This is a genomic window from Arthrobacter sp. NPDC058192, assembly GCF_042883665.1.
Taxonomy (GTDB): domain Bacteria; phylum Actinomycetota; class Actinomycetes; order Actinomycetales; family Micrococcaceae; genus Arthrobacter.
In genome coordinates this window covers 98,793-111,048 of record NZ_JBHVVJ010000009.1, presented here as the reverse complement: position 1 = coordinate 111,048, position 12,256 = coordinate 98,793, and the positions used below count along the sequence as shown (strand labels likewise).

The 12,256-nt window shown below is 67.6% G+C and carries 9 protein-coding genes and 2 riboswitches; of the genes, 8 read left to right on the top strand and 1 reads right to left on the bottom strand.

The features are described 5' to 3' along the window. Positions 1-2: 2 nt before the first annotated feature. On the bottom strand, positions 3-1,130 hold the full coding sequence (gene serC, locus ACFVVK_RS10945) for a phosphoserine transaminase (protein ID WP_390266443.1): 1,128 nt from the start codon (positions 1,128-1,130) through the stop codon (positions 3-5). Between the two features lie 330 nt (positions 1,131-1,460). Here serC and ACFVVK_RS10940 point away from each other — a divergent pair, with 330 nt between their 5' ends. The 8 genes from ACFVVK_RS10940 to ACFVVK_RS10905 all read left to right on the top strand — a co-directional run bounded on the left by ACFVVK_RS10940 (position 1,461) and on the right by ACFVVK_RS10905 (position 12,023). After that, complete coding sequence (locus ACFVVK_RS10940; RefSeq protein WP_390266442.1) at positions 1,461-2,156, top strand: metal-dependent transcriptional regulator; 696 nt, start codon at positions 1,461-1,463, stop codon at positions 2,154-2,156. Positions 2,157-2,277: 121 nt separating this feature from the next. After that, positions 2,278-2,523: riboswitch (cyclic di-AMP (ydaO/yuaA leader) on the top strand. A 4-nt stretch (positions 2,524-2,527) separates the two neighbouring features. Continuing rightward, the gene (locus tag ACFVVK_RS10935; RefSeq protein WP_390266441.1) at positions 2,528-3,346 is read left to right on the top strand and encodes a M23 family metallopeptidase; all 819 of its coding nucleotides are present in this window, start codon (positions 2,528-2,530) and stop codon (positions 3,344-3,346) included. Between the two features lie 120 nt (positions 3,347-3,466). Further along, a riboswitch (cyclic di-AMP (ydaO/yuaA leader) is annotated at positions 3,467-3,650 on the top strand. Between the two features lie 294 nt (positions 3,651-3,944). Next, the gene (locus ACFVVK_RS10930) at positions 3,945-4,718 is read left to right on the top strand and encodes an NlpC/P60 family protein (RefSeq protein WP_390266440.1); all 774 of its coding nucleotides are present in this window, start codon (positions 3,945-3,947) and stop codon (positions 4,716-4,718) included. 221 nt (positions 4,719-4,939) lie between these two features. After that, positions 4,940-5,440, top strand: a complete 501-nt coding sequence (locus ACFVVK_RS10925; RefSeq protein ID WP_390266439.1) for an HNH endonuclease — start codon at positions 4,940-4,942, stop codon at positions 5,438-5,440. Positions 5,441-5,466: 26 nt separating this feature from the next. Next, positions 5,467-6,471 carry an NTP transferase domain-containing protein gene (locus ACFVVK_RS10920; RefSeq protein WP_390266438.1) on the top strand — a complete coding sequence of 335 codons (1,005 nt, stop codon included), beginning with the start codon at positions 5,467-5,469 and terminating at the stop codon, positions 6,469-6,471. Continuing rightward, complete coding sequence (locus ACFVVK_RS10915; protein ID WP_390266437.1) at positions 6,468-7,946, top strand: molybdopterin molybdotransferase MoeA; 1,479 nt, start codon at positions 6,468-6,470, stop codon at positions 7,944-7,946. The genes ACFVVK_RS10920 and ACFVVK_RS10915 overlap by 4 nt, the downstream gene beginning before the upstream one ends. Positions 7,947-7,977: 31 nt before the next feature. Continuing rightward, positions 7,978-8,856: a formate dehydrogenase accessory sulfurtransferase FdhD gene (gene fdhD / locus ACFVVK_RS10910; RefSeq protein ID WP_390266436.1), complete on the top strand. Its 879-nt coding sequence runs from the start codon at positions 7,978-7,980 to the stop codon at positions 8,854-8,856. Positions 8,857-8,963: 107 nt separating this feature from the next. Then, complete coding sequence (locus ACFVVK_RS10905) at positions 8,964-12,023, top strand: alpha-mannosidase (protein ID WP_390266435.1); 3,060 nt, start codon at positions 8,964-8,966, stop codon at positions 12,021-12,023. Positions 12,024-12,256: the final 233 nt, after the last annotated feature.

Genomic DNA, 12,256 nt, shown 5'->3' with positions numbered 1-12,256 from the left:
GGCTATTTCCTGAGTTCTGCCACGACGAAATCGATGCACTCAAGCAGTGCCGAGACATCATCCGGTTCGATCGCCACGAACGTGGCGATGCGCAGCTGGTTCCGGCCGAGCTTGCGGTACGGTTCGGTGTCGACGACGCCGTTGGCACGGAGCACCCTGGCGATGGCCGCGGCGTCGATGGACTCGTCGAAGTCGATGGTGGCGATCACGTTGGAGCGGTCCTCGGCCTTGGCCACGAACGGCGTCGCGTAGCCGGACGCCTCTGCCCAGCGGTAGATCCGGCCGGCAGAATCGGCGGTCCGGCCGGAGGCGAAGTCCAGGCCGCCGTTGGCGTTGAGCCACTGCACCTGGGCATCCAGGGTGACCAGGGTGGCCAGGGCGGGGGTGTTGTAGGTCTGGTTCAGCCGGGAGTTGTCGATTGCCGTCTGGAGGTCCAGGAAATCGGGGATCCAACGGTTGCTGGCCTTGATCCGGGCCGCCCGCTCCAGCGCCGCCGGAGAGAACAGGCCGAGCCACAGGCCGCCATCGGACGCGAAGTTCTTCTGCGGCGCAAAGTAGTAGACGTCGGACTCGGCCACGTCCACGTCGAGGCCGCCGGCCGCCGAGGTGGCGTCCACCAGCACCAGCGATCCTTCATCCGCGCCCGACACGCGCCGGACGGGGGCCGCGACACCGGTGGACGTCTCGTTCTGCGGCCAGGCGTACACGTCGACGCCGGCTTCCGCCCGGGGGGAAGGCCGCGTGCCGGGCTCGGCCTTGATGATGGACGATTCGGCAAGGAACGGCGCCTTGTTGGTGGCCGAGGCAAACTTGGACCCGAACTCGCCGAAGGAGAGGTGCTGTGCCTTGTTTTCCACGAGTCCGAAGCTGGCAACGTCCCAGAACGCGGTCGAGCCGCCCACCCCGAGGACCACTTCGTAGCCTTCCGGGGCGCGGAAGAACTCGCTGAGGCCGCTGCGGACCGAGCCGACCAGGTTCTTTACGGGTGCCTGCCGGTGGGAGGTTCCCAGCAACTTCGCCGATGCTGCGAGTGCCTCCACCTGCTCCGGGCGGACCTTGGACGGGCCGGCGCCGAACCGTCCGTCCTTGGGCAGGAGGTTGGCGGGGATCGTGATGCTGGTGTCGCTCACAGTGGCTCCAATATTCGGCTGGTTCGTAGAGTGGCTGGGAGGGGGCCGGGCAGGAACAGCTGCAACGGGCACCCATCTTCATTCTGCCTGACGGCCCCCCGCGATATGGAAAAAAGCCTGTCACAGTCCGGTCATTGAGACGGGCCGGGCGGGCCGGCAGGCGGGCAGCGGGAAGAGGCCGGAGCCCGCACCAAAATTATCCGGAGTAATTCAAAATAGGCTAGGCTGTGCTGCGAACGTACGGCGGATCTCGCCAGGGCACGTCCTGCACGCAGCCCGCACGCGGTACGGTGGGAATGACGCAAGACTGCGCTCAAGGAGCTGAGTTGAATGACGGATCTGATCGATACCACGGAGATGTATCTTCGGACCATCCTGGAACTTGAAGAAGAGAACATCGTCGCCCTCCGCGCCCGCATCGCCGAGCGGCTCCGGCACTCCGGCCCCACCGTTTCCCAGACCATCGGACGCATGGAACGGGACGGCCTGGTGGTTGTGTCAGGCGACCGGCACCTTGAGCTGACCGAAACCGGACGGAAACGTGCCATTGGCGTCATGCGCAAGCACCGCCTGGCGGAGCGGCTACTCGCTGACGTCATCGGGCTCGACTGGGCCTATGTGCATGAGGAAGCGTGCCGGTGGGAGCACGTCATGAGCGAACGCGTCGAGCGGAGGATCTTCGAGATGCTCGACCATCCCACCGTTTCTCCCTACGGAAACCCGATTCCCGGGCTTGCGGAACTGGGCGGACTGCCCTCCGGGACATACGCGGACGGGGTTGTGAACCTGCTGGAGGCCATGGCCGGCTACGGTGCGGGTTCGCGGATCACGGTCAACCGGCTGGCGGAACCGATCCAGGTGGAACCCGAACTGCTCGCCCAGCTCGACGAGGGCGGGATCCGGCCCGGGGCGAAGGTCTCGCTGGAGCGGGTGGGGGAGTACATCTCGGTCCGTGTTCCGGATATCGAAGGCGCCCTTGAGTTGCCGCCCGAGGTCGCTGCGCACGTGTTTGTAACCGTCGCCTGACCTGCGGCAACGGGGCCGGACATGGGACAACCCATGAGTTGTGCACCACAGGTATCACGGATTTATTACCGGGCCGCTTAATCGCCTATAGTTAGTGGCCTGTACCGATACCAAAGCGTTATCTGATCCGAAGCCGAGCCCTGCCAGCGGATCAGTAGCAGAACCACCTCCTGGCAGGGGCGGGGGAACCACTTTCGGCTGCTACTCCGGCAGCCTTGGGGTGAAGTCCGTCAGCGGCAAGCATCTTCCATCGAGGGATCCTACGGGGCTACCTCTGTGTCCGGATGCTTGCAAAAGGCGGACCGGGTCTTTGAACTCTCTGACCCGAATCCGACAGCTAACTTCGCAGGCTATCCAGAGAGGAACCGTTCTTGACCACCCAGACCGCCAGGGGCCGTCGCCGCGCGACCGGTCCCGCTCCGGAGCCGCGTCCCGTCGTCGAGCATATGGCCGAGCGCCCGCGCGACGCGCACCGCGACGAACGCCGCCGCCGCCGCGCTCCGTTCCGTCAGGTTACGGATTTCGCCGCAGCCAGCGGCGTGGGGCAGAAGGCCGGCATCGCGCTGGCCGCCACGGGCCTGGTCCTCACGGTGACGGTACCCGTGACCAGCCCCGTGATGGCCACCTCCGCGGGAACCGGCGCGGTTTCTGCTGCCGTTCAGCCGGATGTCACCGCTGCGGCCGCCGCGAAGGTCGACTTCAGCCGCACGGCTGTTGCCACCAAGGGCGACCCCGACGGCAAGCTCAAGCAGCTGCTTAGTGCGCAGTCTGTGGGCAGCATCACGCGTGCCGCCTCCGCCGGAACACTCGGCGCCCCGCTGGACCAGATGGTCACTGCCTCGCCGTTCGGTTACCGTGTGAACCCCATCACCGGCGGTCCGGGGGAGTTCCACCGGGGCCAGGATTACGCCGCGAAGTGCGGCACTGGTGTCCATGCCGCCGCCAGCGGCACCGTGACCTTCAATGGCTGGCATCCTTACGGTGGCGGAAACCGCGTGGTCATTGACCACGGCAACGGCCTGGAGACCACGTATAACCACCTGTCCTCCTCCTCGGTCAAGGTCGGCCAGAAGGTCTCGCGCGGCGACATCATCGCCATGAGCGGGACCACCGGCGCCTCGACGGGCTGCCACCTCCACTTTGAAGTCATGGTCAATGGCGACGTCGTTGACCCCCTCGGCTGGCTCTAAAGATGATGGGCCACTCTCGCATCCTTGTGACACGCCGTGATCTGAATGTGACTTTGAGGTCCGACTGCTGTAGGGTTTGAAGCACGCCAACTTTTCCGAAGTTGGCGCTCTTGAGTGGATTGCCTAGCTCTGCCACCGCTCAAGGTCCGTTCGCATTACATCGTCTGGCAGGGGCGGGGGAACCAATTTTGGCCTTCGAAAGAAGGCCTAGGGGTTAAGTCGCAAAGCTTCCCAGGAAGCGGCGCGGCCGGGTGACTCCCATCCGAATCCGACAGCTCACCTCGTAGGCATTGGGAGAGGCTACCTTCGTGTCTTCACGCCACAACGCCGCGCGCATGCGCACGGGCGGGGCTCCTATGAGCCCGCTCAAATCCACATCACGTGCCGCCCTTGCCGGCGCCCGGATTGGATCACTTTCCGCTGGCTCATTCTCTATCGAGTCCGGACAGCATGCAGTCGCCGCTTTTGGCGCGTCTTCGCAGTACACCCTTCGCTAAGTAACCCATTTCGGGGCGATCCGGCGTACCCCCAAGATGCCGGAGCGTCCTAAGCCCGCGCCCGAAAGCGCGCGGCCCAGGAACACGAAAGAGAGAACTTAATGACTACTCGTGCAACCGTTGCACGGCACCGCGCCGAGGTCACCAAGACCAACTCGCTGGCTGTTATTGCCAAGGCAGTCGGCGACAACGCCGGCGGCATGGGCCGTCAGGCCGCGGTCATCGCCGCAGCTTCCGGCTTGGTTCTGACCAGCGGAATCGCAGCCAACGCTGCTGAGACCAACGTTCAGCGCGAATCCACCTCCGCTTCCGCCCTGGAAGTCCAGTCGGCTGCTCCGGCAACGATCTCGGCTGCCTCCACCATCGCGATCTCCTACGAGAAGCCCGCCGTCACCACGTCGCCGGCTCCCGTCGTCGAGGCTGCCAAGCCCGTCGTCAAGGTCCAGGAATCGACGGCCACCCAGGCCGGCGGCGCCCAGGCCGCCGGCACCAAGCTTGGCGTCAGCGGCGCAGCTGCCCAGGCCCCCGCCGCTGCAGTCGCAAGCGGCGCCGGCGCAACCATCGCCGCCGCTGCCTACGCGCAGATCGGCGTGGCGCAGGACTGCACCGCCCTCGCCACCAACGCGCTGGCCGCAGCCGGCATCCACTACCACGGCTGGCCGGCAGGCTACCTGTCCCTCGGCCGCACCGTGAGCGCCGCCGAAGCCCGTCCGGGCGACCTGGCCTACTACCAGAACGGCGGCGTCGGCATGGCTCACATCGCTGTTTACGTCGGTAACGGCATGGCAGTCCACGGCGGCTGGAACGGCGGAACCACCGCACTGTACAGCGTGAACGTCGGCTCCGGCCCCGTCTTCATCCGCGTTGGCGGCTAGGCAAAAGCCTCCGCACCTCTAAAGACCCCCGCCTGTTGAGGCGGGGGTCTTTTGCGTTACCGGGCCATGAACGTCCCGCGCCGCCCACCGCCACGCGGAAGAAATATTCGGTGATCCGGCAGTTGAGTGTTTACTCTTGTCTTGTCGATCCATAGCCCGACCATGCAGAGGGCAGCCGGCCCTCGTGCCCCTGGCGGGTGCGGCCGTGAAGAGGTATGCGCATGCGCACTCTCGTTCTGAATGCTGGATATGAACCGCTGGCGGTGGTCACCTTCCGCCGGGCGCTCGTGCTTGTCCTGACCGGAAAGGCCAGCGTGGTGGCCGAAGGGGACGAACCCGTTGTCGGTCCCCAGGACATACTGGGCCGCCCGTCCGTGATCCTCCTGAACCGCTACGTCCGGCCGCGGTACAACACCATCACAACGGTCAGCCGCCGCGGCGTGCTCCGCCGCGACGCCCACCGCTGCGCCTACTGCGGGAAGGCCGCCCACACGATCGACCACGTCCAGCCCAAGTCCCGGGGCGGCGCGGACTCCTGGGAAAACCTCGTCGCGGCCTGCTTGCGCTGCAACAACGCCAAGGGCGACCACACGCCGGGGGAGATGGGCTGGAAACTCGGCTTTGCCCCCGGACCTCCAAAGGGCACCATGTGGCAGATCAAGGAACTCGAAAAGCCGACTCCCGCCTGGGATCCCTTCCTGCTGCCAGAATCGGCCGCCTGAACCAGACACCGCGCTAGGCTGGGCGGGTGGAGTTCGATGCCATTATTCTCGCCGGGGGCAGGTCTTCGCGCCTTGGCGGTGTCCCGAAGGCCAAGCTGACGTACGACGGCGCCACGCTGCTGGAGCGGTCGCTGGGTGCCGCGGACGCGGCCGGCCGCATCGTCGTCGTCGGTCCCGACCCGGGTGACCTTCCCGACGGGATCCTGAACTGCCGGGAAGAGCCGCCCTTCGCCGGGCCGTCCGCCGCCATCGCCGCCGGACTGAGCGCGCTGGCTGCGGACCACGCCGGAAAACCCGGCGCCGGGCGGGCTTCCGCGGCCTTGGGGTCCGCCGGTGTTCCGGCGCCCTTCACCCTGGTCCTTGCCTGTGACATGCCGCGGTCCGCGGCAGCGGTCAGCGCCCTTGCCGCGGCGCTGGCCGCCCGGCCAGACGGAGAGGAGGGCGACGGCGTCATGGCAGTCTCCGCCGACGGCCGGAAGCAGCCGCTGGCCGGTTTTTATGGCACGGCCGCGCTACAACGATCTGCGGCCGACGCCGTACGAGGGGGAGGCCTCGAAAACGCGTCGGTCTTCGCCCTTCTTGCTAGGCTGGAGGTGCGGGAAGTTCGTGTTCCCCCCGGGTCCACGGATGACGTCGACACCTGGGACGACGCGACCGCACTAGGTGTATCCGGCGCGATCTCGGACTTCGGTCCCGGCTCCGTGCCGGGCCCCGCAGCTGACCGGCGACCATGGAGGCAAACGGTGAAAAGCCAGGACGAAACGCTCGAAGACTGGTGCCGTGCACTGCTCCAGGCCCTGGAACTGGAGGACGTCGAGATAGACGTGTCCGAGGTCCTCGCACTGGCAGGCGTGGCCGCCCACGCCGTGGTGCGCCCGGCAGCGCCGCTGACCACATTCATCGCCGGCTTTGCGGCCGGCCTGGCCTCCGGCTCGGGGCAAACTACGGACGAGGTGTCCATGCAGGCCGCCATGGCTGTAGCGCGCCAGCTCGCCAAGGATCACGCAGCCGCCGAAGCTTCCGGGGCATGACACCTGCGCCTCCAGGGGGCAGCGGACCTTTCGCCCCAGGCAACGAATCAGACAACGAAACAGGCGACGAAACAGCCGGCGGCAGCGCCGACGGCAGCCCCGAGATCGGACTGACCGGCCCGGAGGCTCCAGCGGAACAGGAACCGGAGGGCGGCCCCCACCGGCACCTGGCCCACACCTGGGATGAGGCCCGGCAGCTCGCCTTTGACTGTGCCACCCCCATCCCGGCCGCCCCCGTCCCGCTCCGGCAGGCATTGGGCCGCACGCTGGCAGCCGACGTGGTGGCTGAGGGCGACATGCCCCACTACGCCTCCTCTGCCATGGACGGCTGGGCCGTCAACGGCAGCGGCCCCTGGATCCTGGCTGAACCGGGCCAGCGGCTCGCCCCGCATCAGGCGAGTCCGATCGCCACCGGCGGCCTCGTCCCGGCCGGGGCCAAGGCGGTGCTGCGCAGCGAAAGCGGTGTCATCGGCACGGACGAGGACGGGCTGCCCGTCCTCAAGCTGGGCGGCAGCGCCAAGCCCGGGGACCCGAGGAACGGCGACCATATCCGGAAAGCCGGGGAAGAAGCTGCCGACGGGGACATCCTGATCAAACGCGGCACGGTCCTGAATCCTGCCCACCTGGCTCTCGCCGCCCTGGCCGGAAACGACACCCTTCCCGTGCTCGGCAAGGCCTTGGTCCGCCTCGTGTTCACCGGCTCCGAAGTGGTGACATCCGGGACGCCGGCGCCCGGCCAGGTCCGCGACACTTTCGGGCCCCAGCTGGCAGCCGTGGTGGAGATGCTCGGCGGAATCTGCGCCGAGGAAGTGAAAATCGGAGACACCTACGCCGAATGGCTCACTGCCCTCGAAGACAGCGAGCCCGTCCCCGCCAGCACCATCCTGCCTGCCGACGTCGTCATCACCACCGGCGGCACCGGACGCTCCGGGACGGACCACCTCCGGCGTTCGGTTGCCGAGCTGGGCGGTCGGCTGCTGATTGACGGGATCGCGATGCGGCCGGGCCACCCGGCTGTACTGGCCGAACTGCCGGACGGCAGGTACATCCTCGGCCTGCCGGGAAACCCGCTCGCGGCCATGATGGCGCTGTCCACCATCGGGACACCGCTCCTTGCGGCACTGGGCCACGCACCCAACCCCCCGCTCGGCGAGGTGCCGTGCGGCTCGACCATTGACGCCGATCCCGGGCGGACCCGGCTCATGCCCTTCCGGCTGCTCTACGGCATGGCATCCCCGGCGCAGCACACCGGCCCGGGGATGATGCGCGGGCTGGCCGCCGCCGACGGCGTGCTGGTGGTCCCGCCCCACGGTGTCCAGCTGGGGGAACCGGTCCCGGCGTTCGCGCTGCCCTGGAGTGCGCCGCTCCCGGACCTGGCGGCAGCGCCCGCGGCGCCCAAGCCCGCTGCAAAGCGCGCCGCCCGGAAAACCGGGGCCAGCGACGGCCCGGTGGACTGGAGCGCCCTCCTACAATGATGGAAAGAGTCAAAACGCATAGGAGTACCGCATGGGCCGCGTGACGCAGCGCCGCAAAGTGCACAAGATTGTCCTCGACGGTTCCCCGCAGGCCCTCGAATTCCCGGTCCGTCACCGGGAAGACGTCCTCGCCGTGGAGGAACCGTTGGAAATCCGGATCGGAACCATGTCGTTTTCCGTCACCATGCGGACGCCGGGCCACGACTTCGACCTCGTCGCAGGGTTCCTGGTTTCCGAGGGCGTGATCTGGGCTCCCGAGCAGCTCGTGTCGCTCAGGTTCTGCGCCGGCGAGAACGCCGACGGTGTCCAGACGTTCAACGTCGTGGAAGCCCAGCTCAGGCCCGACGTCGTCCTGCCGGAGACCGGGCGTAACGTCTACACCTCCAGTTCCTGCGGCATCTGCGGGACGGACTCGATCGAGGCCGTGCACAAATCCTCGCACTACAGCCCGGCCGAGGACCCGCTGACTGTTCCGGTGGAAACGCTGGCGGCCCTGCCGGAGGCCCTCCGGGCCGCCCAAGACGTCTTTGACGTTACCGGCGGGGTGCACGCCGCCGGGCTCTTTGGGATTTCTGACGACGGCTCGGCAGAGCTTCTGTGCCTGCGCGAAGACGTTGGACGGCACAATGCCGTGGACAAGGTGGTGGGCTGGGCCCTGCGCGAAGGCCTTTTGCCGCTCCGGGGGACCGTGCTGCAGGTGTCCGGCAGGGCCTCGTTCGAGCTTGTGCAGAAGGCCTCCCTCGCCGGAATCCCGGTCCTCGCCGCCGTCAGCGCTCCGTCGAGCCTGGCCGTTGAGCTGGCTGAGGCGAGCGGGCTGACCCTGGCCGGGTTCAGCCGCCGGACCAGCCTCAATGTGTACTCCGGCCTCCACCGTGTCGCTGTGCCCGCCCCGGCGGCCGGCTCGCGCTAGAACTTGGTTAACTCGCGCTAGAACTTGGCTAATAGGTTGCCGGCGGCGTAAGTTTTTTCCATCGATTGGAGAACCAGTCGGGTCCGTCAGCGCTGAAGAGGATCACCTTGCACGACGACCGCCGTCTCACGGAAGTCCGGCTGGACCGCTTTCTGCGGGACCGCATCGCGCCCGCCGTCTACCCGCGCAGCCTGCCGCTGACGCTGAGCAGCTGGGATACGCCGGACGAACCCGTGCCGGCCTTGGAGGCCCTGAGGCACGAGTTCACGCCCCAGGAGCACGGCGCTGCCTGGGGCCGGCCGTGGAGCACCAAGTGGCTGCGGCTGCAGGGCGAAGTGCCGCAATCCTGGGGAACGGCGCCCGGCACTTCGGTGGAAATCCTGGTGGACCTCGGCTTCAGCGGGGAGCTCCCGGGCTTCCAGTGCGAAGGCATCGCCTGGCGGTCCGACGGGACCATCATCAAGGCGATCTCGCCACGAAACCAGCACGTCCCGCTCAAGCTTCTGGGCGGCGGCATGGCCGTTGACTTCTACGTCGAAGCCGCGGCCAACCCCGACCTGTCCCAGCACTGGACGTTCGCCGCCACGCCCTACGGCGACAAAGCGACGTCCGGCAACGAACCGATCTACCGCCTCGGCCGGATCGCCATTGCCGAGCTCAACCAGACCGTCTGGGAACTGCAGCAGGACGTCCTCGCACTCGGCGGGCTCATGCACGAGCTCCCCATGGACCAGCCCCGCCGCCATGAGATCCTGCGGGCGCTGGAGCGCATGCTGGACGTCATGGACCCCGACGACGTTGCCGGTACCGCCGGAGCCGGACGTGCCGCGCTCGCCGGCGTGCTGTCCCGGCCGGCTTACGCTTCGGCCCATCAGCTCGTTGCCACTGGGCATGCCCACATCGACTCGGCCTGGTTATGGCCGGTCCGGGAAACCATCCGCAAATGCGCCCGGACGTTTTCCAACGTCATCGCCCTGATGGACGAAGACCCCGGCTTCGTCTTCTCCTGCTCCTCGGCCCAGCAGTTCGCGTGGATGAAGGAGTACTATCCTGAGCTCTTCGGGCGCATCCTGGACAAGGTCCGCGCCGGGCAGTTCGTTCCTGTGGGCGGGATGTGGGTCGAATCAGACTCCAACATGCCGGGCGGGGAGGCCATGGCGCGGCAATTTCTCGAGGGCAAGAGCTTTTTCCTGGCCGAGCTCGGGGTGGACTGCCAGGAGGCCTGGCTGCCGGATACCTTCGGGTACTCCGCGGCGTTGCCGCAGATCATCAAGGCCGCAGGCATCCGCTGGTTCCTGACGCAGAAAATCTCCTGGAACCAGGTCAACCGGATGCCGCACCACACATTCAACTGGGAGGGGATCGACGGCACGCGGGTGTTCACGCATTTCCCGCCGGTGGACAAATACAACTCCGACCTCAGTGCCAGGGACCTGGCCCACGCGGAACGCAACTACCGTGACCATGGACGCGGAACCACCTCCTTGGTGCCGTTCGGCTACGGCGACGGCGGCGGCGGACCAACCCGCGAGATGCTGGCCGCGGCGCAGCGCACCGCGGACCTGGAAGGATCTCCGAACGTGCGGATCGGCTCGGCCGCCAGCTTTTTCCGGCAGGCCGAAGCCGAGTACGAGACCCTGCCCGTCTGGGTGGGGGAGATGTACCTGGAACTGCACCGCGGCACCTACACCAGCCAGGCCAGGACCAAGCTGGGGAACCGGCGCAGCGAGCATCTTCTCCGGGAAGCCGAGCTCTGGAGCGCCACCGCGGCCGTGCGCGCCGGACACCCCTACCCCGCCGCCGAGCTCAAGGGCCTGTGGCGGCTGGTCCTGCTGCAGCAGTTCCACGACATCCTGCCCGGGAGTTCCATCGCGTGGGTCCACCAGGATGCCGAACGGAACTACGCCGCCGTCGAACGGGGCCTGGAGGCGATCATCACGGCGGCCGCCGCCGCGGCCATGGGAGCGGGCGACAGGGAATTCCTGCTCAACGCCGCCCCGCATGAGCGCCAGGGCGTGCCTGCCCTGGCCGCAGCCGAGCCGGTCAGCTCGGCGCAGCCGGTAACCGTCTCCGCGGCCGACGGCGGCTACGTCCTGGACAACGGCGTCATCCGCGCGGTGGTGGATGCCAACGGTCTGCTCGCCTCGCTGATGGACCACGCCACCGGGCGCGAGGCGATCGCTCCCGGGCAGTCTGGCAACGTCCTGGAACTGCACCGGGACACGCCGAACGAATGGGATGCGTGGGACATCGACGCCTTTTACCGCCGGAACGTCGTCCGGCTCCTCGAGGCGCATTCCGTGACGCTCGAGCGCGGCGCGGCCGAAAGCCCCGGCGGGGAAGGAGCAGCCGCCGTCGTGGTGGTGCAGCGGACGGCCGGTTCCTCAGCCGTAACCCAGCGGATTGCGCTGGCGGCCGGGGCCGACTCCCTCGCCATCTCCACACTGGTGGACTGGCAGGAAAGCGAAAAACTTCTCAAGCTCGGCTTCGCCCTGGACGTCAAGGCGGACCGCTCGGCGGCGGAGACGCAGTTCGGCCACGTCTTCCGCCCGACCCACCTCAACACGTCCTGGGAGAGCGCGAAGTTCGAGATCTGCGCCCACCGGTGGATCCACGTGGCCGAACCCGGCTACGGCGTGGCCATCTCGAATGCGTCCAGCTACGGCCACGACGTCACCCGCGACGTGAGGGAGGACGACGGCGGGACCACCACCACCGTTCGGGTCTCGATCCTGCGGGCGCCGAAGTTTCCGGACCCCGCCGCGGACCAGGGCACGCACGAACTGCGCGTCACGATCCGCCCGGGCGCTTCCATCGCGGACGCCGTCGAGGAGGGCTACCGCACCAACCTGGCGCCGCGGCTTGGGAAGGGGGCCCACGCGGTCGAGCCGCTGTTCACCGTCTTGGGCCGGGCCCTGGTCATTGAGGCAGTCAAGCTTGCGGAAGACGGTTCCGGCGACGTGATTGTCCGCTTGTACGAGTCACTGGGCGAGCGGTCCACGGGAAGCGTGACGGCGAATTTTCCGGTCAGCGCAGTGCGCGCCGTGGACCTCCTGGAACGGCGCGTTGAGGCGCCGGGAGGGGCCCCGGGGGTGGCGGCGGGACGGAATTCGGCCGAACTGGGGCTGCGGCCATTCCAGCTGGTCACACTGAGGTTTGTTCGCTGACGGAGGGCGGAGATACGCTCGCAGCCCGGCCTGCGGGGAGGCGGAAGGACGCGTTAAACGGCTGAGTGGTAGCGGTCCACATGGACCGCTACCACTCATCCCCCCAATGGCGTTTGGGCGGCTGCTTCTGCTTCGCACGGCTGACTTCCGTACACAAAGCGATTGCCGCTTTCACACATTCATGATTCTCTCACGCTCTAATGATTTTGTGAATGGCCGGCCCGGTGTTCTTA

Coding starts and splice junctions, on each gene's coding strand:
- ACFVVK_RS10925 (WP_390266439.1), top strand. CDS start 4,940: ATGCGCACTCTCGTTCTGAATGCTGGATATGAACCGCTGGCGGTGGTC.
- ACFVVK_RS10930 (WP_390266440.1), top strand. CDS start 3,945: ATGACTACTCGTGCAACCGTTGCACGGCACCGCGCCGAGGTCACCAAG.
- fdhD (WP_390266436.1), top strand. CDS start 7,978: ATGGGCCGCGTGACGCAGCGCCGCAAAGTGCACAAGATTGTCCTCGAC.
- ACFVVK_RS10940 (WP_390266442.1), top strand. CDS start 1,461: ATGACGGATCTGATCGATACCACGGAGATGTATCTTCGGACCATCCTG.
- ACFVVK_RS10915 (WP_390266437.1), top strand. CDS start 6,468: ATGACACCTGCGCCTCCAGGGGGCAGCGGACCTTTCGCCCCAGGCAAC.